Annotated in this window: 18 protein-coding genes; all 18 read right to left on the reverse strand. The window is 41.8% G+C overall.

The annotated features are described in order from the left end of the window. Positions 1–144: 144 nt before the first annotated feature. Complete coding sequence (locus AC1DO4_RS18075) at positions 145–2,625, reverse strand: SLBB domain-containing protein (protein ID WP_477418316.1); 2,481 nt, start codon at positions 2,623–2,625, stop codon at positions 145–147. A gap of 168 nt (positions 2,626–2,793) precedes the next feature. Next, the gene (locus AC1DO4_RS18080) at positions 2,794–4,461 is read right to left on the reverse strand and encodes a capsule assembly Wzi family protein (protein WP_477418318.1); all 1,668 of its coding nucleotides are present in this window, start codon (positions 4,459–4,461) and stop codon (positions 2,794–2,796) included. Positions 4,462–4,922: 461 nt separating this feature from the next. Then, entirely contained in the window at positions 4,923–6,623 is a 1,701-nt protein-coding gene (locus AC1DO4_RS18085; RefSeq protein WP_477418320.1) for a hypothetical protein, read from the reverse strand. A gap of 70 nt (positions 6,624–6,693) precedes the next feature. Next, a complete protein-coding gene (locus AC1DO4_RS18090; RefSeq protein WP_477418322.1) occupies positions 6,694–7,143 on the reverse strand; it encodes a LytR/AlgR family response regulator transcription factor in 450 nt (149 codons plus the stop codon). Positions 7,144–7,602: 459 nt separating this feature from the next. Next, complete coding sequence (locus AC1DO4_RS18095) at positions 7,603–9,042, reverse strand: NADH-quinone oxidoreductase subunit N (RefSeq protein WP_477418324.1); 1,440 nt, start codon at positions 9,040–9,042, stop codon at positions 7,603–7,605. A gap of 10 nt (positions 9,043–9,052) precedes the next feature. After that, complete coding sequence (gene nuoM, locus AC1DO4_RS18100) at positions 9,053–10,606, reverse strand: NADH-quinone oxidoreductase subunit M (protein ID WP_477418326.1); 1,554 nt, start codon at positions 10,604–10,606, stop codon at positions 9,053–9,055. Next, positions 10,603–12,492 carry an NADH-quinone oxidoreductase subunit L gene (gene nuoL, locus AC1DO4_RS18105; RefSeq protein WP_477418328.1) on the reverse strand — a complete coding sequence of 630 codons (1,890 nt, stop codon included), beginning with the start codon at positions 12,490–12,492 and terminating at the stop codon, positions 10,603–10,605. Before nuoL ends, nuoM begins: the two co-directional genes overlap by 4 nt. A gap of 55 nt (positions 12,493–12,547) precedes the next feature. Then, on the reverse strand, positions 12,548–12,859 hold the full coding sequence (gene nuoK, locus AC1DO4_RS18110; RefSeq protein WP_477418330.1) for an NADH-quinone oxidoreductase subunit NuoK: 312 nt from the start codon (positions 12,857–12,859) through the stop codon (positions 12,548–12,550). Beyond that, positions 12,856–13,386: an NADH-quinone oxidoreductase subunit J gene (gene nuoJ / locus AC1DO4_RS18115; RefSeq protein WP_477418332.1), complete on the reverse strand. Its 531-nt coding sequence runs from the start codon at positions 13,384–13,386 to the stop codon at positions 12,856–12,858. The genes nuoK and nuoJ overlap by 4 nt, the downstream gene beginning before the upstream one ends. 2 nt (positions 13,387–13,388) lie before the next feature. After that, positions 13,389–13,904, reverse strand: a complete 516-nt coding sequence (gene nuoI, locus AC1DO4_RS18120; RefSeq protein WP_477418334.1) for an NADH-quinone oxidoreductase subunit NuoI — start codon at positions 13,902–13,904, stop codon at positions 13,389–13,391. Positions 13,905–14,007: 103 nt separating this feature from the next. Continuing rightward, the gene (nuoH, locus tag AC1DO4_RS18125) at positions 14,008–14,967 is read right to left on the reverse strand and encodes an NADH-quinone oxidoreductase subunit NuoH (RefSeq protein WP_477418336.1); all 960 of its coding nucleotides are present in this window, start codon (positions 14,965–14,967) and stop codon (positions 14,008–14,010) included. Next, on the reverse strand, positions 14,964–17,672 hold the full coding sequence (nuoG, locus tag AC1DO4_RS18130; protein WP_477418338.1) for an NADH-quinone oxidoreductase subunit NuoG: 2,709 nt from the start codon (positions 17,670–17,672) through the stop codon (positions 14,964–14,966). Before nuoG ends, nuoH begins: the two co-directional genes overlap by 4 nt. Before the next feature lie 6 nt (positions 17,673–17,678). Further along, a complete protein-coding gene (gene nuoF / locus AC1DO4_RS18135; protein WP_477418340.1) occupies positions 17,679–18,947 on the reverse strand; it encodes an NADH-quinone oxidoreductase subunit NuoF in 1,269 nt (422 codons plus the stop codon). A gap of 4 nt (positions 18,948–18,951) precedes the next feature. Further along, positions 18,952–19,416: an NADH-quinone oxidoreductase subunit NuoE gene (nuoE, locus tag AC1DO4_RS18140; RefSeq protein ID WP_477418342.1), complete on the reverse strand. Its 465-nt coding sequence runs from the start codon at positions 19,414–19,416 to the stop codon at positions 18,952–18,954. Between the two features lie 74 nt (positions 19,417–19,490). Continuing rightward, positions 19,491–21,239 (reverse strand): NADH-quinone oxidoreductase subunit C/D, encoded by a 1,749-nt coding sequence (nuoC, locus tag AC1DO4_RS18145; protein WP_477418344.1) that lies wholly within the window; start codon positions 21,237–21,239, stop codon positions 19,491–19,493. Between the two features lie 54 nt (positions 21,240–21,293). Beyond that, positions 21,294–21,932, reverse strand: a complete 639-nt coding sequence (gene nuoB, locus AC1DO4_RS18150) for an NADH-quinone oxidoreductase subunit NuoB (protein WP_477401902.1) — start codon at positions 21,930–21,932, stop codon at positions 21,294–21,296. After that, the gene (locus AC1DO4_RS18155; protein ID WP_477418346.1) at positions 21,929–22,363 is read right to left on the reverse strand and encodes an NADH-quinone oxidoreductase subunit A; all 435 of its coding nucleotides are present in this window, start codon (positions 22,361–22,363) and stop codon (positions 21,929–21,931) included. Before AC1DO4_RS18155 ends, nuoB begins: the two co-directional genes overlap by 4 nt. Positions 22,364–22,450: 87 nt before the next feature. Beyond that, positions 22,451–22,885, reverse strand: coding sequence for a CBS domain-containing protein (locus AC1DO4_RS18160; protein WP_477418348.1), 435 nt, complete (start codon positions 22,883–22,885; stop codon positions 22,451–22,453). Between the last annotated feature and the right edge of the window lie 136 nt (positions 22,886–23,021).

The raw sequence follows: 23,021 nt of genomic DNA on the forward strand, positions 1-23,021 counted from the left end.
AAGTAAAATAGTTATCTTTTTAGCTTTAAGGTACTTTATGGCACTGCTAAATTTTAAAATAATTTCTTTTATAGATATTCCTTCAAACTCTTTATTATTATCCATTGTATCTTACCTAATTATATTTCAACTTCAGGATATAAATTACTTATTCAAACTCAATATTCCCAAAATAATAGCCCCTAACGAAGCCAACCCTGTGGTATATCCTAAAATCAACTGACCTGTATTGTTTTTGCTTTCTGCCTTTTTAGGAACATATATTTCGCTTCCGGGCTTTACTGAAGGATGGATATTGAAAAACAAAAACTTCCGTGTGCCTTTTACGGTTCCATTGGCGTATACAACATAAGCTCCCCTTCTTAATGCGTCGGGCCCATATCCACCAGCATTGGATACAAAGCCATTAAACGATTTTGATCCATCGTACACCACCGCACTTGGATAAAGCACCTGGCCGTTTACACGAACGATTTGCTGTTGCTTAGGAATCCTTAAAACGTCACCATCCTCCAACAACAGATCTATTTTTGACCCGGGAGACTTTAATATCCTGGTAAGATCGATACCTACATGATTATTTCGCTGCTGGGTATCTGCTGCAGTGTTGGTAGAATCCTTATAGGCTCTTTTAAGCCTGCTAAACTGAGCGGTGCGTTCAAGAGCAAGTGCTGTAGTATCTGCTTTATYTTTATCAACACCCAATATGGCAATGTTTTCTCTTTTTAACGATCCGCCCTCAACATCTGCTGAGGCAGTAAGGCCGCCGGCACGGGCAACCAGGTCTGATATTTTCTCGTTTTTGTTTTTTATCGTATACGAACCCGGATATAAAACTTCGCCTTCAACTTTTACTGTCTTTTGTTTTTCAAAGCCTGGTAAACTGTATACAGAAACTATATCGAATGGATTGAGCACAAAATTAGCATCATTGGGCTTTAACGGGCCGTCAATGTTAACACTAAAAACCTGGGCAACGGCACTGCTTTTGGAAGAAGGATCTGCATCAGTTTTCCTCCGGGCCACTTCGATGCGCTTTGTACTTGCCCCCTCTGCAAACCCACCGGCCTTTAAAATCAGGTCCTCTACTTTCATGTTTTCAGAAAAAGCAAATTTCCCCGGCTTTCTTATACTACCATTAATGGCAACTGTATATTTATCGCGCAGATCAAATATCGAAGAAATATTTACAATGTCTTCACGTTGCAGCGGTATAGTTACTGCTTTATTAATAACATCCTTTACACTAAACCCTATTATCTCGGTACTGTTATCGGGCTTTAGCCGGGTAATTGTTCCCCTATCTGTAAAGGCATCTTCTTTTAAGCCGGCAGCCTTTTCTATTAGTTGATATAATGTTAAACCGCGTTGTAATTCATAATCTCCGGGTTTAAATACAGCTCCGTTAATGGCAACCCTGTTTTCAAACCTGTTAATAATAGATTCAATTGTGTATTTATCGCCCCTTAAAGGAATGTAATTTTTGTAGTCGGCTTCCAAAACATCCGTTATTTTTCTCTGCTGATCGCTTATTTGTGAAACTTTTATGCGTGCCGTATAGGCACTATCTGTAAAGCCCCCCGCGTAGGTTAATATGTTATCAAGGGTTTCGCCTGGTAAAACCTCAAATAGTGCCGGAATTTTAACCTGCCCGGCAAGCTCAACCCTTGTTCTGAAAGTGGGAACCCGAACTATATCCTGATCCTGAAGTGATATATTGTTCTTTTGATCGCCTTTCACCAGGAAATCGTAAACATCAAGATGCCTTATGATACGGTTGTTCCGGATGACCTCTATTTGCCTTAAGCTTCCGTTTTCGGTTGGGCCGCCTGCGGTATACAACGCATTAAAAACCGTAGCCAGCGATGGCAGCGTGTAGGTGCCCGGTTTTGTAACCTGGCCGATAATAATTACATGGATACTACGAATATTGCCAAGTGTTACCTGAACATTTGTACCGCGGCCTATAGCATAATTATTAGCTGCGAGCTTACTTTTTATTAATGATGTAGCTTGTTCAATTGTTTTGCCGCCTACGTTTAAAATACCTATCCCCGGGATATTGATATTTCCCTCGGGCGAAACATCAAGTTTCCAATTTACCAGTGAATTACCATAAACGCTAACGTTTAGCTGATCATTAGGGCCAACAATATAATTTAACGGTGTGGCAAGTTTAAGGTTGGGCTCGAATGAGCTGTTTTTATTTTTAAAAATATCGGCGCCAAATACTTTTGGCTTTAATCCCTCAAATATATCTTTTCGGGAAAAGGATGTGTCAACACTGTCGGGTTTGTAATTAAGTTGCCTCCCTTGCGTAGCAACACTATCAGCCGCATTTGCCGATGAGCCTGCCGATTTATTGCGCAGTTTTTTTATCCGTAACTGCAATTTCTGCGCCTGGCTGGCCGACATTCCCCGGCTTTGAGCCTGCTGTATTAAATCGGCATCACTTAATCCCGCACTTTGCGCCTGTTGCATCAGTTGTGCTATTTGCTGATCGGAAAGATCATCTACATTAACAGAAGAAATATTTTGAAAATTATTTTGGGCCGAAGATTTTTTAACTGCCCCGCACAAAATAATCAGGGCAATTAAAAGTATACGAAAGTTAAATTTGCTCATATGTTAAATGCTATCAGAGGATAAAATAACGCTCCGATAAATGATATTATTTTTTTGCAAAAGTAAATCAAATAATTATTTATTAACACCAATACAGGTGCTTTTAATTTGTAGGATAAACAATCGTTATTTTAAGATAGTGACAGAGAGGCACAAAAAGTACAGACGTTAGTTAAAATAATAAGTAAGATTAAGCCTTGCATGTAAGTTAAAACTTTCTCCGTTTTTGTATTGGTAGTTTAACGAGTAAACAGGGGTAACTTCGGCTGATAGCAGGTATCTTTTCAACTTTATGTTACTATAAAAAGTGCCCGAAACATCCACCCAATGCAAATTATATGTACCTGTACCAGCAAAGGCACTGTAGTATAGATCATTATTATGCAGTTGTCTTTCAAGTGCAATACCAAATGCATCCAGGTTTTTTAAATAACTAATATCAAATATAAAGCTATTACTTCCCGGCCCGATACCCGCGCCTACATATCTGCCATTATTTGTATAACCATCCCTCGGACTCGAAAGGTGTTCATACCACGTAGGCTCATCCCGTAACAAAAAGGTCGGTGGTCGTTGCAATTGGGTAATTTCGGCTTTTACCTGTATAAATGCTCCTTTGCTCAGGTCAAATAATTTACGCCCCCCAAATGTATACGCAGTTGAATGTTCCGGCTCTTGTAAAAGATCATTAAGATTTCCATACCTGTCATTCCTGGCCCATTCAAAATAAATTTCTGCTTTGTATAATGGTAATAGCTGCCTTATATTAAATGCATATGCAAAATCCTGCCCATCGCCCCCTGTACCGTTTGAAGCATCATTTGCCTTTACAGACGAGCCCGTAATTACCGGGAATATTTTTCGAATGATGTTTTTTTGATGATAGATCGAATCTTTATCAAGATAATCGTAGCTTGTAATGCCTAAATACAAGCCTTTTAACCATTTGGGCTGCCAGTTAACAGTATAGGCCGAAATATAGCGGGTAACCTGGGATTTGGGGCTATACAGATTTTTACCATAAACTAATTTATTTATATCATCAGGCATAAAACCCGATTGCTTTAAGTTACCGCCGATTATTTGCCATTCAAATGAACCAATTATTGTTTTAACAGGTTTTACAGAATTAAATGTCCAGTGCAAAAAGCCAGGTGCAGAGTTACTCATCATGATGGAGTTTTTTATGCCCGGTCCCCACCATAGGTTTTCTGTAGAAACCCCGGCTTCAATACTTTGATAGTTTATAGTGATTTTGGATTGCCCGGGGTACAGGTGCTGTAATGAATTATTTCCAAACCTTTCGGGCGCATCAATACCGTTTATAGTGCCAAAATAGGCGTTCATAAGCGCGGGGGAATTATTATTGGCCTGCACATCAGCAAACGTATCAAATCTTTTATTTTGCGCATACACCAATTCTGGTTTAACCTGTATCCTGAGTATACCTGCCTTTACTAAGAAACCGCCGCTCAGCATACTCTGATAACCTGCGTTTGGATACAATGATGCATTGTTGTAACCAAATGGCCTGTTAAAATTATATTCGTTTAGCCAGCTAAACGGCAGCAACTGTATTCCCGACGGCATACCCATGAAGCTGAATTTTGAGTATACTTTACTTGCAACAAGCTTTTGCAACACCGAGTCGGCACCTTTACTGTCCAATTGAATGTTTAAAGGGCGAATAATAAAGGAAGATGGATTATCGCTTTTGCCAGAAACCTGGTTTCTTCTCGCAATATCTTCGGAATAACTGCCAACAGATATGCTTTGAGAATAACCCTTTATAATAGTAAAAAGAAGTAAGGAAATTATTAAATATGTTTTTTTCACGAATAAGGTTTGGGTATTGAAATCATTACAAATTAAAAATAGTTAAAGTCATTTTTTTCAATCAAAATAACCCGTAAAATATTTTAATTATTCAAAAAAACTAATCAAGTTATTGTTTCTTTAAAATCATATTAGCGCTTTATATCTAAAAGCCATTTGAGTGAATATTTTTTTACTCTAACTAACGGAAAAATAGACAATTTCTTATCATTAAAAAAAAGACAGGTCAATTATTAGATATATAATATTTATTTCATGTAATTTTTACACTAAGGCAACAATAGCTATACGAATGKGCTGTTGATTTCGCTACATTTTTTTTCAAATGGTGCATAATTAGTGCAACTATTGTTCATTTGCCTATCGAAAGAAACGATGCCTTGATATATGTGATCCTGGGAAACTTACTTCAAAGCATTATGTCAACTTAATAATCGGCATTTCAGGAATTATCCTTGATTTCATTCGCCGGCTGCTTCATCAAGATCTAATGTAATAGCATTTAACTGCGGACTTATTCTTAATACCGATCCGTTATTTGGCCTTGTAAAAGCCCCTTTGCCGGCTTTAACCGAATAGTTCATACCCTCAAACCGGCAATCTATGCTTTTATTTTTCACGCCGGTAAATGGTAACTTAATCCCATTTGCAGTAGTCAGATCAAAAAACCAGGTAACAGCTTTAGCGGTTATCAACTTCATTTTAATTTGTTTCTCATTCAAATTCACTTCAAACGTTCCATCAATTGATGTTAAGGGCCAGGTAATGAGCATTGTTGACGGTCCGGTTTTGATGAACTTCGGACCTTTTCCCTGGAGTAATATTTCTTTTCCGTTAACTATTGCTTTTAGTCTTAAACCGGCAATCTGGTCTTTTGTGCTCCATATATATCCGTCTACAACAGGTAATGTAAAAAACGTACATTCATTTGATGTGGCTGCCTGTGTTTCATAAACAGATGGAAATTTCTCATTAAATAAGTGAATGTCACGTATCCTCAGCGCACCTTGCTCCCATAGCATGTTAACCCTGTAAAAACGACTGTTGAACCATACAGTTTTAAGGTCGCTGCCATCAATATCTTTACTAACCGAAAAGGATGTTGAAGGTGTAACCTTGTACTTGTTTTTAAACCACCGGCCCGATGCCTCCAATGTTTCTACCCTTACCTTATGCTCGTCTCTAAGCTTAGCAATTAATGGCATCTGTAGTTCAAAACCCTTCGCCATAGCATCCCAGGTAAAAGAATTTTCCTGGCCGGCCTGGGTATAACCGAACCCCAATGCATCATCGTCGGTAAATGTTTTGAAGAACCAGTTGACCCAGGTCGAATCGCCTCCCCCAAATTTATAAACAGGTTCCAGGGTTATTACGCCCTGCCGTGGGGTGCCTAATCCTGTATCATACTGCCTTACCGGATCGCTGCCAAGCATGCGGAAAATAGGTACCGGGATTTGGTTCTGCTCATGCTGTGCCGGCATATAGGAATTGAGCTTACTTGGGTAATAAGCCTGGTTCCAATAACCGCCCCATAGGGTATAGCCATCGGTTCCATATTGGTCTTTACAATTTGCCGAAGCTACAATATGATATTTTTCATACATGTAATTGAGGCTATGGGCATCTATGAACCATGACGCAACTGACTTAGGATAATATCCGAAGATCTTCTTAAAATCAGTCATATAAACATCAATCAGTTTCTCCCGTTCCCGGGGGGTATAACCTGTAGAAAAGCCAATATTTGCCCTCCAATCCCATGGGTAGCGCCCTCGCCATTTCAGACCGGCTTTTTCAACCAGCGGCTGAGGAATTTCCCACCAGGCACCAATTTCGAAAGTTTTTTTTGGAAGTGCCGACAATAATTTTTGATAACGGGGCTCAAGCAGTGCGTCATACTGCAACAGAAATGTACCCCCAAGCTTGTATTTTTTCATGAGCTCTACCTGTTTAACTACCGTTTGGTATAATACATCCTCGGTAATTTTCGGGTCGCGGGGTTCAAGTAGCCGAATAAAATTGACAATATTAACTATCCTGGGAGATTTATTCCCGGTTTTTAATACTGGTTGTTTATCCAGGTAAAAAGAGCACAAAGTGCTGAAAACACCGAGGGAGCAAAGGATAACTAACCCTGATGTCCGGAATGTACTAATCTTCATAGGTTTAATATTGCATTTATTGTAAGGTATTAACAGTTTCCGGTAAGATCCGAAAAAATTAATATTTGAATTAATACTTTTCTGCTTTTAATTGCACCTCAAGTTCCTGTTTGTAATTACGTCCAATCGGAATTACTGTTCCTCCTGCTAACGTCACCTTAGCTGTATCCATGCTTTGAATCTTGTCTTTGGCAACGATATAGGACTTATGAATACGGATAAACCGCCCCGCCGGAAGCCGTGAGCCAACTGCCTTTAAAGAACCTTTGACCACAATTTTAGCGGCCTTGGTAAAAATCACCGAATAATCTTTTAAGCCTTCTATATGAGTGATCTCCGCAAGGTTGGTTCTGATGTTTTGCGTACCCGATTTTAAAAAAATAATTTCCTCTTCCGCTACAGCAGTCAATCCGTTTTCAATTTGGAATTGCAGATGAGTAATACGCTTGCGCTGCTCATACCAATCCAAACTCAGCTTAAAGGCCGTTGTAAGCAGCAGGTACCAACTGGTGGTAAGCAAAGTAAAAGGGAAAGCATACCAGAAACTACGATAATGTTTGGCCCCGATGACAAAGCCGTATAAATAAATGTCATATAAATTTTGAAGGCTAACATATATGCATGATACTACAATCAACGCAGAAAAGTACATAAAGTAGCGTTTGCTTTTAAAAAGCCTTGGAATAAGTATATACAGATTGAGGTAAGCCAAGGAAATGATGAGGCCAAGTCTCACTACTACACACGCCGTAAAATGGCCAAGGCCAATTTTTCGCAGGAGGTATTGCCGGTCATATAAAAATATAAGCGTTATGATGACCCAAAAAAGAAGGTGTAGTAGTTTTTTTGTGTCGCGCCATTTCATAATGCAATTTCGGTATAAATAGATAAAGCGCGAAACGGGCAGAAGAATAAGTATGTACCTTAAAAAATTAAAATATTAGTTTGATTGGAGGGCATTTGCCTGGTACTGCGCTTACTATTTGAGTTTTAAATATTCCATAAAACCCATCATTCCTGAAGGGTAGACCCCTAACCAAATAATCAATAAACTAAGAACCGATAAGGTTATAATACTCACCATGTAAAAAACCGGGTTTGCTTTTTCTTCTTTGGGTTGAATACTTTTTTGCCCGGCAAACATCGTAGTTATAATCCGGAGATAATAGTACAAACCAATCACACTGCTGATAACCAGGATTAAAGCAGTTATCCAAAACCCTCCCTGGAGCCCTGCTGCCAGTATATAAAATTTCCCAACAAAGCCAACCGTAAGCGGTATTCCTGCTAACGAAAGTAAAGCCGAGCTAAATACACAGGCCAGGACAGGATTTTGCCAAAATAATGCTCTATAGCTTTCTATATTTTCGGCATCCGTTTCTTTATTTGATAAAATGGTCACGATGCCAAAAGCGGTTAGCGTGGTAATAAAATAGGCCATCAAATAAAAGCTAACAGCTTTTATACTCATCACACTGCCAGGGATAAAAGCAACTAATAAATAACCAAGGTGTGCAATAGAGGAATAAGCCAGGATACGTTTCACATTTTTTTGGTGCACTGCAAGCAGGTTGCCCATAATCATAGATGCAATGGCAATACAAATTAGAATAAGCATAACTACCTTGAACCTGAAGCCATCAATCATTATAAAAAAACGGAACAGCACTGCAAACACTCCGCCTTTGGAAGCGGTTGCAATAAAGGCGGTAACAGGTGCAGGTGCTCCCTCATATACATCGGCAGTCCACATATGAAACGGAACCACTGCCAGTTTAAAACCCACTCCTACTAACATCATTCCTAAACCGGTAAGAAATAATGGCGATAATGATGGGGATGAAGCCAGGCTGCGTGCTATCATTGAAAACTCCATGCTTCCGGTCTGAAGGTAAATTAAGGCCATCCCGAAAAGGAGAAAAGCCGAAGAGAATGCCGCCAGCACAAGGTATTTAATTCCCGCTTCTATATTATGATGCCTTACCCGCAAATAGGCAATCAGGGCGTACAAGCCAACAGTGAGAATTTCAAGACCCAGGAATAAAGAAACAAAATGTTTACTGACTGCCAATACACACGCCCCAAGGGTACACAGAAAGAGCAATACATAATATTCTTTCGGACTTTCCTCCTTTTCTTCAAAATAAATATAAGAAAGGATATTGACCACCAAACCCGAAAAAATGATCAGCCCCATAATGAACACCGAAAACCCATCTATAACCAGCAATGGTTCGATATGATACGGAAGCGATTTTTGAATATAAAAAAGAGAAAAAAAGGCGATGGCAAACAAAAGCAGGCTACTTAGCTGAATTACACGGTGACTCAACTTTATTGCGATCAAAAGCATAATCAGCACGGAAGAACCGGCAAGTAATACTAATGGTGTAAGAGCGAAAAAATCGTTACCTGACATAGCGTTCTTCTTATTTTTTGACCAGATATTTATGTGTATTTGATGGCGTTGCCTGAAGGTTTGCCTTTTCCGCACTTTTATTTTCGGTTGGAAAAATATGCTCTAATTTGTCAATCATTGGCTTAACGGTATCCACAACCGGTTGTGGATACAAACCCAGCCATATAATTGATAATGTAAGCGCTGCCATTACCATTATTTCTCTGAATGAAAAATCGCGAACCTGATCCGGTCTTTCAGATGGTCCTAAAAATACTTTCTGTACAATACGCAGGGAATAAATGGCAGAAAAAACGAGGCCGATTGTTGCAATAACAGTAAGCATTACATTGGCTTTAAAAGCGCCTAATAATATCAGGAACTCCGCAATAAAATTCCCTAATCCGGGCAAGCCTAAAGAGGCCATAGCGAACAACATTCCTATAGCCCCCATCTGCGGCATTTGGGTCCAAAGTCCGCCCATATGGTTAATGTCGCGGGTATGCAGGCGCTCTTTCAACATCCCTGCCATAATAAACAATGCCCCTGTACTTATTGCATGTGTAACAAGTTGCATTACTACTCCCTGTAAGGCCAGTTCATTAAAAGCAAAAATACCCAGTATTACAAAGCCCATGTGGCTAACGCTTGTATAAGCCACCAGGCGTTTAAGATCGGTTTGTGCATAAGCCAGGATAGCTCCATAAATAATCCCTATCACACCGAAGAGCATCGCCCATGGTGCTAACTCCCGCGCAGCTTCCGGAAACAAAGGAAGAACAAACCTTAATATGCCGTAAGCTCCTGTTTTCAATAGTAACCCTGCCAGTATTAAGCTTCCGGCTGTAGGGGCCTCGCTGTGCGCATCGGGCAACCAGGTATGGAAGGGTACTACGGGTAATTTCACCACAAAAGCAATCATAAAACCAAGCATCAACCAAAAAGCAATACCAGGCGACATAACGGTTCCCAGTAATTCAAAGTAGTTGAAGGTATAAATGCCCGTATTATTGCCATGAATAAAATATAAGCCAATTATGGCCAGCAACATCAACAAACCGCTGGCCTGGGTGAAAATAAAAAACTTGTAGGCAGCATAAACCCGGTTTTCGCTTCCCCATATGCCAATCAGGAAATACATAGGAATAAGCATCACTTCCCAGAAAAAGTAAAACAGGAACATATCCATCGCCGTGAATACCCCCGAAATTCCTGCCAGGATCCAAAGTAAATTGAAGTAATAAAAACCCAGGCGTTCTTTTACGTCGTTCCAGGAACATAGCACCGCCAAAATTCCTAGAAAAAAAGTCAGCACCAGCATCAACAGACTTAACCCGTCAATGGCCAGGTGAAAGCTTATACCCAACGACGGGATCCAGCTATGCCGGTAGTCAATCATCCAGGTATTGGAAAAATTGGCATTAGCAGTTCGGTAATGATTAATCCAAAAAGATACCAAAACAATAAAACCGGTTAACAATGTACAAAGCGCAACCCAGCGGGGTAGGTTTTTGTTCCATTGCCCCAACAGGAGCGCCAGTAAACCACCTCCCATTAATATGCCGATTACATAAATAAGTATCATAACATTATTTGTATGCTTAATATGATTATTGCACCTGCAACCAACCCCATGATATACCACCTTAATGACCCCGACTGGGTAAATGATAAAAATTGATAAAGGCGGATAGTGACAAACGCGATACCCTGGTAAAGTTTATCAACCACATCATTTTTGTTGATATTGGCAATGAAAACAACAGGTCTCACAAGTAATACATTATATAACTTATCAAAGCCCCAGCCCGAAAACCAGAAAAGGTAAAGATTCATAACAAATCCCGATTGCTTTAACCTTTCAATTCGTTGCGGTTGTTTATAATAAAAAACATATGCCAGGTAAATCCCGCTTAAAGTTGCCAGAAGTGCCAGAACCTGAAATTGCAATTCTGTATTTATACCCGCTTTTAAAACCGTTTCGGGCAATACATGGTGAAGCAGGTTTGAAAAAAGTATAAAATGACCAAAATTATGCGGCAGTTCTATAAAGCCTGCAAAGAGCGAGAAAAAGGCAAGGATGATCAACGGTACTGTCATGAGCTTGCCGGGATGATGACCAACCGCTGTTTTAGCTTCGCCCCAAAAAACAAGAATCATCATCCGGGTGGTATATACGGCGGTAATGAAGGCCCCAAGCAACGCAATAAACCATAGCAAAGGGCTTCCCCCTTCGCTGGCCCAGGCATACCATAGTATCTGATCTTTACTGTAAAATCCGGCGCTTATTAATGGTAATGCTGCCAATGAGGCCGAACCTGCCATGAAGGTCCAGAAAATAACCGGAAGCTTATTTTTAAGTCCGCCCATTTTAAACATATTGTGCTCGTGATGCAAAGCTTCTATTACAGCGCCCGCTGCCAGGAATAAAAGGGCTTTAAAAAAAGCATGGATCATGAAATGGAAAATGGCAGCTGTCCATGCCCCTACACCTAATGCCAGGAACATATACCCTATCTGGCTGATGGTAGAATAAGCCAGTACCCGTTTTATATCATATTGCGTGAGCGCGCTGAAACCAGCGATAAATAAGGTTGCGGCTCCAATCACGGCAACTACCATTTGCGCAATTGGCGACAATTGAAAAATAACATGCATCCTGGCGATAAGATAAACACCTGCTGTCACCATAGTAGCGGCATGGATCAGCGCGCTTACAGGCGATGGCCCTGCCATTGCATCTGGCAGCCAGGTTTGTAATGGCAACTGTGCCGATTTTCCTACACCGCCGGCAAGTAACAACAGGGCCGTGAGGGTGGCTATTGATGCTCCCTGCTGCCATAAAACCGGGGCTTTAGCCAAAACATCGGGAATAGCCAATGTGCCAAACTGGTAAAAAATCACAAAAAGCCCAATGGCCATGGCCGTATCGCCAATCCGGGTGATGATAAAAGCTTTGCGGGCCGCATATCCGTTCACCTCGTTTTCATACCAAAAACCAATCAGTAAGTAACTGCACAAGCCCACGCCCTCCCAACCCAAATACAGCAGTAATAAATTATCGGCCAGCACTAACAGGAGCATGGAGAACACAAACAAGTTCATACAGGCAAAAAAGCGTGAATAATCTTTGTCGCCAGCCATAAAACCTGCTGAATAGATATGTATCAGGGTGCCGATAAACGTGATCACAAAAACAAAAACGAGTGAGAGTGCATCCAAAAAAAGCGTAATCTTAGGATTAAAACCCGCTACCTGCATCCACGTCCATAAGGTTTGAGAATAGTTACCGGTTGCAGGGGGATGGGATAAAAAACTGATGCCGATTATTAGTACTATGATAGCCGAAATGCTTACGCTTCCTGCACCAATTATTGCAACCCAAACACGGGATACATGTTTGCCTGCCAATGCCAGTATCAAAAAACCGGCAAGGGGCAAAACAGGTACAAGCCATAACAGGTTATTCATATTATTTTTTATTTATAAGTGTTTTTCTACGTCCAAACCATTTCCATTTTTTAAATTATCCTTTCATTTCTTTCAATTTGTCAATATCCAGCGATTTATGCTGATGATAGATCTGCAGGATGAGCGCCAACCCAATTGAAACCTCTGCTGCTGCCATAGCCAGTATAAAGATGAACATCACCTGCCCATCCGGCTGTGCCCAGCGTGAGCCTGCAGCTACAAAGGCTAAACCAGCGGCATTAAGCATTACTTCTACCGATAGCAGCATAAAAATGATATTCTTTCGGATAATGACACCGGCAATACCCAACACGAAAAGTAAACCGGCCAGCAACATCACCATTTCTGTAGATACAGTTGATTTCATGATGGATCCTCCTCTTTTAAAAACCGGTGCAAAATCATTTTTTTATGCTGCCCAATATGTGCCGCCCCCACCACGCCTGCCATTAATAACATGGCCGCCAGCTCCACACCAATGAGGTATGGCCTGAATAATGAAACAGCAACAACTTTTGGATCAACAGTTTGCAGATTGTATGGCGCAGCATGGGCTGTCGTAATCAGGTAAAATAATTCAACAAAAAGAATGGCAGATAAAATTGCCGGACCAATCCAAACCCGGGGTTTAAGCCATTCTTTTTCCTGTTTCGCTGTATCCTTGCCCAAGTTTAAAAGCATGATCACAAAAATAAACAGCACCATAATTGCCCCGGCATAAATGATAATTTCAAGCAATGCAGCAAACGGCGCACCCAACAAAAAAAAGATTACCGACATAGATAACAACGAAATGATAAGGTACAGCAGCGCATGTACCGGGTTATGCCTGGTAATGACCATGATTGTAGAAACCACAGTAACAAAAGCAGTTATGTAAAAAACGATGTCCATTTTTAAGGTAATAAACTGTGTATATCAACAGGTGGGTCCTCATTGTCACCTTCACCCTTTCCTTTTATGCCGGCAGACAGTCCGGCTACTTTGTAATAATTATAACCCGGGTATTTCCCTTGGCTATCTATCAATAAATCCTCTTTCTCATAAACCAGGTTTTGCCGGTTGTATTCGGCCATCTCAAAATCAGGAATCAGCTGTATAGCGTATGTGGGGCAAGCCTCTTCACAATAGCCGCAAAAAATACATCTTGAAAAATTGATACGAAAAAACTCCGGATATCTTCTGCCATTCTCATCTTCGGTAGCCTGTAATGAAATGCAATCCACCGGGCAGGCGGCAGCACATAAATAACAGCCCACGCAACGCTCACCCATGTCTGGGTCGCGGGTTAATACAATTCGTCCCCGCCAGCGCGGGTGCAGTACCACCTTTTCTTCAGGATACTGTATGGTTTCTCTTTTTCTGAACATGTGCAGAAAGGTGAGCCCTATAGTTCTTAATATACTGATCATCGTTTCTATTTTTTACATTATCACTGATAAAAGGGTGAGTTTTAATCCGTCGCGTTCCGCCCTTAGTTAATCGCGATACACATTATCATTATGGCATAATCAATCATTTATTCATCATTAATACAATCCCTCCTGTTATTAATAAGTTTAATAAAGCGATGGGTAATAATATCTTCCAACCGTATTCCATCAGCTGATCGTACCTCGGTCTTGGAAGTGAAGCCCTTAGTAAGATAAAAAACAGGATAAAAACAAAGGTTTTAAGTGCAAACCAAACCAAAGGAGGCAAAAATGACGGCCCTAACCATCCGCCAAAAAACAGTGTTACCACCATGGCCGAAATGAGTGTAATACCCAGGTATTCGCCGATAAAGAACATCCCGAATTTCATTCCCGAATATTCTGAGTGAAAACCGGCCACAAGCTCGCTTTCTGCCTCGGGGATATCAAATGGCAGCCGGTGAGTTTCGGCAATACCTGCAATCATGAAAATAACAAATGCCACTGGTTGAGTAACAATATACCAGCATCCTTTTTGGGCAAGTACAATATCTGTAAGCCTGAACGAGCCTGAAAGCATTACCACGCCCATGAGTGAGAGCCCCATAAACACTTCATAACTGATCATTTGCGAGGCTCCGCGTAATGCCCCGAGCAGCGAATACTTGTTGTTGGAGGCCCAGCCTCCCAATACTATGCTGTAAACGCCGAGGGATGACATGGCCAGGAAGAAAAGCAAGCCAATATTCAGGTCGGCAATGAGCATGCCCGGCGCAAAAGGAATGATCACAAAACTAAAGAGTACGGTAGCACCAATAATAGTTGGCGCAATTACAAAAATTGTTTTATCGGCAAACGGAGGGATCCAGTCTTCTTTAAAAAACAGTTTAATGGTATCGGCAACTACGATGAGCAAACCAAACGGACCAGCGCGATTTGGGCCATACCGATCCTGCCAAAGGGCCAGCATTCGCCTTTCCAGCCAAATCAGCCAGGCAGCAATTGTGGTTAACGTGAATAACACAATTACAATCATCAGGGTATATTGAATTATTGTACTCATATCACAGTTTTCGTTAAAATTGCTTTAGTCTGCCATGCAATTCCGCTCAGCCCGGGAATATTGAAAGGCAAGCCTGCCAGGCCATCAGGTAGTACTTCTATTATTTTTGCGGGCAACTCATAATGCTCGTCTTTGATCTGTACCTGTATGATATCACTTTCGCTGATATTTAAATTTGCTGCATCGTGTTTGTTTATGGCGATATAAGGCCGGGGAGAGCGTTCTGCAATACCCGCAGTATAAATACTGAGTTCTTCGGAGCCAAAGATGTGCGACAGGGGTACCAGCAGCCATTCCCCGGGCGAAGGTTTAAAAGCCGGTGGGATATTATTCAGAAATGCATTTTCGGCAACAGGATTTTCAGGGAACAACCTTTTGCCGGGGTCTCCACCCTGCAAAGGCCCTCCAACCTCCGCCTGGTATTTGTTAATGGATTGTACCGAATTCCAGCCTGGTGCCCAGTAAAATGGAATTAAAGGAGCTGGTGGAATTCCTTTAAAGCCCTCCATCGTAAACGATAAGGCCGAATCGGGATCTTCGGGCGGTTTGGGTTCACTTACGTTTATGTTGGCCAGTATAGCAGTACGACCACTGTAACGATGCGGTTCGCGAGGGATTTTCTGCCCGGAAATGCGGAAGTCGGCGGGCGGAGCTACCGTTTCTGCCCCTTTAAATTGAGGCATTAAGCCAACCATTTCGGCCATCAAATCACCTGGTTCGGTTAAATCTTTTAGTCCCACCCCATTTTTAAATTGTCTGAACTCGTCCAGCCACCTCCAGCTTTCGCGGAAATTTTCATTTTTGGGCATAAATACCTGGAAGAAGCATTGCGCCCTTCCTTCGTTATTAACCATGGTCCCATCGGCTTCGGCAAAGGTGCCAACCGGTATCAATACATTAGCCCGGTTAGTTGTATCATTATGCAAATGATCGAGCACAATAACTTGTTTGCAATGGTCAAAAAGATTATCAATATCCTTTTTCGCGCCTCTTCGATACAAATCATTTTCTACAACAATTACGGTATCAACCCCCCCTTTTTCCAAAACTTCGGCGGCCTGTGTTAATGATGGCGCCTGCATCATAGCCAGGCCCATTGAGTTACATTCTGGAACCACAAAGCACAAGCTGGCTTTTTCATCTTTAGTGCCCAGGGCATATGCTATGTTAGCAGCGGCCTTAATAATAGCTTCATTACCCAGGCCTGTTCCGCAAATTATCAATGGCTTTTTGGCTTTTTTCAGGGTATCTGCAATGTGCCGGGCGAGTTTTAACGTATCATCATCCATATTCCCCAGTGCGGGCGCCGTACTATCCAGGCAATTCGCAATGGCATAACCCAAACGGGCAATATCATCGGGCGATATATGCAGGCTATCGGATGCAATGTCGTCCAGCCTGGTCGGAGTAGGATATGCTATAAAAAGCGCCCCTTTGTCTTGCTGGGCAAACTCGCGTAATGCGGCATCGTGCCAGGAAGGTATGTTTATTTGCTGCGCATTTTCAAAAGGTTTTTTACTTATAGCCTGTCGCAATGCAAGTGCCAATAGCGGTGCAGCATTAGTCAAATCTTCTCCTAATATCAAAGTAGCATCGGCAGCTTCAGTTTCTTTTAAAGTGGGCGTATGGATATATCCTGAGTTTACCGTATGGAGGATTGTGCGCATCAGCTGAGCTTCGGTTTCAGAAATACCCTGGTAAAAATTTTCTTTTCCTACCAGTTGCATCAGGGCGAAATTTGTTTCCAATGATGCCCGTGGGGAACCAATACCTATTACCTTGTTGTTTGATAAAACTTCTGTTAAATGGCTGTATAAAGTTTGTTTATCTACGGCGTCTGGAATTTTTCCGCGTATTATAGGTTGCTGAACGCGGTTAATGCTGTTTACAAATTCATACCCAAACCGCCCCCGGTCACAAATAAAATAACCGTTCACCTCACCATTAAAGCGGTTTGTTATTTGCCGCAATTCGCCGTATCGCTCCCCGGCAATAATATTACAGCCCAGGCTGCAATGCTGGCAAATAGAGGGAGCCATGGTCATATCCCATTTCCGGGTATAATGTTCTTTAAGGGTCTTGTCGGTAAAAACACCGGTAGGGCAAACTTCTGCCAGGTTGCCGCTAAACTCGTTTTCGAGGATTCCATCCTGCGCTCTTCCAAAATAAACATGATCATGAGCTGCAAATACATCCAGGTCTTTTCCGCCTGCGTAATCTTTATAAAACCGAACGCAACGGTAACACTGTATGCAGCGGTTCATTTCGTGATTGATAAAGGGGCCTAGGTACTGATTTGTATAAGTACGCTTTTTGTATTGAAACCTACGGTAAGTGTGACCCGTCATTACGGTCATGTCCTGTAAATGGCATGAACCTCCTTCGTCACAAACAGCACAATCATGCGGATGATTGGTCATGAGCCATTCTATAACCTGTGAGCGAAAAGCTTTGGCCGCGGGATCGTTAACAGACAAATACATATTGTCTTTCACCGCTTCCATACATGACATTACTAAGCGGCCATTGGTGTCCTGCTCGTCCTTAAAAAGCTTAACGGCGCACTGGCGGCAGGCTCCTACCGACCCCATGGCGGGATGCCAGCAAAAATAAGGCAGATTAAAACCAAGCGTAAGACAGGTTTCAAGCAAATTTTTGCCAGATTTTACATCATAAACTTTACCATCTATATAAATTGCTGCCATTGTGTTTTACCTCCACGGACATCTTTTTTCGTTTATATGCTTTTCAAAATCTTCGCTGAAATATTTCAAAGCGCTTTGCAGCGGTTCCATTGCTCCGGGTGCCAGGGCACAAAATGTGTTGCCCGGCCCTAAGTATTTGGTATGCATCTTTAATAGTTCCAAATCTTCCAGTCGCCCTTCTCCATTTTCAATGGAAAGCAAAATCTTTTCGGTCCAGGGCAATCCTTCCCTGCAAGGGGTACACCAACCGCAGGATTCCTGTGCAAAAAAATGCTCCAGGTTATGCACAAAACCAACCGGACATGTATGATCGTCCAGAATAATCATTGTGCCTGTCCCCAAACGGCTGCCGGCTGCTGCTACCGATTTGTAATCCATTTTAATATCAAGATGCTCTGCCACCAGGAAATCGGTTGAAGCCCCGCCCGGAAGCGCTCCCCTAAACTTGAAGCCGTTTTGCATTCCACCTGCATGGTCTTCAATAAGCTGTCGCATGGTAGTTCCCATTGGCAATTCCCATAATCCCGGCTTATTTACTTTACCGCTAACGCCATATAATTTGGTTCCGGCATCGGCTCCGGGACTCAGGCTTTTAAACCAATCGGCCCCATTATTTACAATATGCGGAATATTGCAAAGGGTTTCTACATTATTAACAATGGTGGGCTTGCCAAACAAACCGCTTACCTGCGGAAAAGGTGGCTTGGTACGGGGAGTGGCCCGCTTCCCTTCCAGGGCATTCAACAGGGCGGTTTCTTCTCCGCACATGTATCTGCCAACACCGGTATGCAAATGCATTTCGAGATTAAAACCTGTGCCTAAAATATTTTTTCCAAGGTATCCGGCTGCATAAGCTTCGTCGATAGCCTGCCTGATAAGCCGGGCAGCTTTTTTATAGGCCCAACGCAAAAACACGTACGATATATTAGCTTGTATAGCATACGCCGATACAATCATCCCTTCAATTAGTTGATGGGGGTTACCTTCCAGCAGCAGGCGGTCTTTAAAAGTTCCGGGTTCCATCTCGTCGGCATTGGCAACCAGGTATTTGGTTTGCGCATTATCATCCATCGGCACGAAACTCCATTTGATGCCTGTATTGAAACCAGCGCCCCCGCGGCCTTTAAGATCTGAATCCTGCACCATTTTTGTAATTTCCCGTGGGGGCATGGTAATTGCCCTGTGCACAGCCTGGTAACCACCTACGCGCACATAATCCTTAAGATTAAGCGATGGGCGATTGATGTTAATATGCTGTGTGAGGGGTGTTTCCATGTTATTATTTATACTCTTTTAATATGTCATCCAGTTTATCGGTGGTTAAATTATTATACAGATCATCATTAATCATTAATGCCGGGGCATGATCGCAGGTGCCCAGGCAGGGATTTGGTAAAAGGGTAAACCTGGCATCGGCAGTAGTTTCCCCGAATTTGATATGTAGCCGGTTTTTTAGGTGTTCATAAATTTTCTCATAGCCCATTACATAGCAACTGATACTATCGCATAGTAAAATAATATTCCGGCCTACTGGCTTACGGAAAATGAGGTTATAAAATGTTGCTACACTCTCCAGCTCTTCGGCAGACATATCCATGTGGCTTGCAATGGCATACAAACTTTCATCAGAAATCCATCCACGATGCTTTTGCACAATTTTCAACGCCTCTATACAGGCAGCCTTCCGAACGGGAACAAGCGCGATCTCGTGGTCTATCTTCATTATTTCTTCCGTTGATAGCATATCTGTTTATTTTCTCCAACCGGGAATTTTTATCCTATTCTTTTTTTACCCTTAACTTCTGTTTCCTGTATATTTCATCTGTCAATATCAGCCAGCACATAATCCATAGCACCCAAAATGGATAACAAATCGGCAACCGTGTATCCCTTGCTGATATATGGCAGCATTTGCATATGCGGGAACGAGGGCGTTCGGATCCTGACCCTATAGGGCGAAGTATTGCCATCACTGGTGAGGTAATAACTGTTGGCCCCTTTTGTGGCTTCAATACAACTCATGGCTTCGCCGGCGGGAATTACCGGCCCCCAGCTTACATTTAAAAAATGGGTAATAAGGGTTTCAATATCCTGCATAGTATTTTTTTTGAGTGGCGGCGTGGTTAAAGGATGATCGGCTTTGTAGTCGCCTTCGGGCATATTTTTCAGGCATTGGTCAATAATGCGCAGGCTTTGCCACATCTCTTCAACACGCACCCTGGCCCTGTCATAACAATCGCCATTTTGCGCTGTAGGAATATCAAATTCAAAATTTTCATAACCGGAATAAGGCTGTTTTTTTCTGAAATCCCATTCAAATCCGCAAGCCCGTAAACCAGGACCGGTTACCCCCCACTCTATGGCTTCTTCTAAGGTGTAAATGCCAATTCCTACTGTTCTGCCCTTGAAAATACTGTTACGCATCACCATCTGGTGATATTCCTTTAGTTGTTTGGGGAAATAAGCAACAAAATCGCTCACCAGTTTATCCCAGCCTTTTGGTAAATCCTGGGCAACTCCCCCTATTCTGAACCAGTTGGGATGCATCCGGGCTCCACAAATAGCTTCAACAATATCAAATATCTTCTCCCTATCGGTAAACATGTAAAATACGGGCGAAAGCTGCCCTAAATCCTGTGCAAAAGTGCCGTACCATACCAGGTGACTTGCAATGCGGAAAAATTCACACAACATAATGCGCATTACCTTTACCCTTTCGGGTACGGTAATACCCGCCAGTTTTTCCACAGCCAGTAAATAAGCCAGGTTATTCATTACGCCACCCAGGTAGTCCACCCGGTCGGTATAAGGTATATAGGTATGCCATGACTGGCGCTCGCCCATTTTTTCTGCTCCGCGATGGTGAAAACCAATATCCGGAACAGCATCAACAATATCTTCACCATCTAACTGGAGAATAATACGTAAAACCCCATGCGTACCGGGATGCTGAGGGCCAAGATTAAGGAACATAAAATCGGCATCTTCGCTATGTCTTTTTAAACCCCAGTCTTCGGGCCGGAATTGCAGGGCATTTTGTTCACGGTCTTGTTTTTCGTCCCAAAGTTTAAATGGCCCCATTTCGGTGGCCCTTGCAGGATGTTCTTTTCTTAAAGGATGGCCTTCCCAGGTTAAAGGCATCAGGATACGGCTTAAATGGGGATGGCCTTCGAAATTTATGCCAAACATATCGTAAACTTCACGTTCATACCAGTTAGCATTTTTCCATAATGAACTTATTGATGGTACGGATGGATAACTGCCCTGTAAGGCAACCTTGAGGCGGATAAAAACATTCCGTTTAAATGAAAGCAGGTGGTATACAATGGTAAAATCAAATGACGATAATCCATTCTTTTTAGCCCGGCTTCGCTCATCAACAGCACAGAGGTCATACAATAATTCAAAAGGATGTTGGATGGTATGCTTGAGGTAGCTAAGTACCTGTATGATGTTTTCTTTTGCAACCCATAAAGTAGTCACCTCATCAACAGTAAGTTGCTGAGTCAAAACCGACTCCCCAAACCTGGAGGTCAGTTCATCTGCCAAGCCTGAATGATTATCCATGCTTTTTAAACTTTATAGTGTTATATTAAATACTAATACATGTGTAAGTCTGGTTTAAATCTCATCGGGAGAACGGAAATTGATCATTTTTTTACGTTCTTCCCTTTTTTCCTCTTTCATTGATAATTGTTCGGGCTTTATAACTCCCTGGGGGCCAATAGCCCAGCTTAAGGGCCTTTGTTCTTTTCCTACGGAGGCAGCCAACAACATCAATCCCTGCATAAAAGCATCAGGGCGGGGCGGGCATCCGGGTACGTATACATCTACAGGTAAAAACTTATCTACTCCCTGTACAACGCTGTAAATATCATACATACCGCCTGAATTGGCGCATGACCCCATGGAGATGACCCACTTAGGCTCCATCATTTGCTCATGCAAACGTTTAATGATAGGGGCCATTTTCACAAAAACAGTCCCCGCTATAACCATTACATCAGCTTCACGTGGAGTTCCCCTAATTACTTCTGCTCCAAAGCGTGCAACATCATATTTACTGGTTAAACTGGTAGCCATTTCTACAAAACAGCACGAAAGGCCAAAATGAAAAGGCCACATAGAGTTTTTTCGACCCCATGCAAGCAAATCCTGAACTGTGGTAAGCATAACACTTTGCCCAACAGACTCTTCAAAAGAACCTGTTCCTTTTAAGGCATTTACCGGTTCAACCGGGTTACTGAGCCACCATTTCATATTATAGGTTTCTTTAGGTTTAGTTTTTGATAGGCTTTCAGGATTTTCTTTCCGTCGGGACCAAAATCCAATGCTCCAATGCTCCACTCATAAATTAGTACAGCAAACAGCAACCCAATAAAAATGCAAATGCTTAAGTAGCCCGGCCATCCTAATTCTTTAAATGCCAGGGCCCATAAAACAATAAAAACAACTTCGATATCAAAAATGACAAATATCATGGCGACCAGGTAAAACTGGGCTGAAAACCGCAGCCTTGCCGACCCGGTTTCTAAGATGCCCGATTCATAAGGCTGACCGGTGGCCCTATCTGTATGACGTTGTCCCAAAAAATAAGAGAGTGAAATAATAAGGATCATTAAGACTAAAACAAAAGCACCGTAAACTATAAATGGCCAAAACGGTACACTGGATGGGTTTGATGCATTCATAATTAATATTATAAAACAACCTCAATAAACTGCTCTTGTCCTTGAATGGGAATTTCCCTGAATTTTAGCGCGGAGAATTATAAATAATTACACTTCGCCTCTAATGTAATGCTCCATGTTTTCGATAATGAATTTTTGTTCTTCGATGATGTATTTCACTACGTCGCCAATAGAAACAATACCCATTAATTTACCATTATCTATTACCGGCAAATGCCTTATAAATTTATCGGTCATTAACCTCATGCAGTCTTCTATAGTATTAGAAGAGGATACTATAGGCGGATTTTCTGTCATGATTTCCCGTACCGGGATTTCTTTGGAAGCTCTCCCTTTCAGGATTACCTTACGGGCGTAATCTCTTTCGGTGAAGATGCCCACGAATTCCCCTTCTTCCACCACTAAAATAGCGCCGATGTTTTTTTCATACATTAACTCCAGCGCTTCAAAAACAGTAATGTCGGGGCTTACAAAAATTGGAGATTTGCTTTTAGTACACAGAATATTTCTAACACATCCCATAATGAACTCCTTTCTGGTTACAGGTTTGGTAATAATTCGGTAATAACTTGGTAATAATAAAGTTACTTAATTATTTAATAAAAAAGGGAATTAAATTAAATAAAAATACGATGTTGCCGTTTATTTTTTATTTAAA

The sequence above is a fragment of the Mucilaginibacter sp. P5_A6 genome (assembly GCF_056400585.1).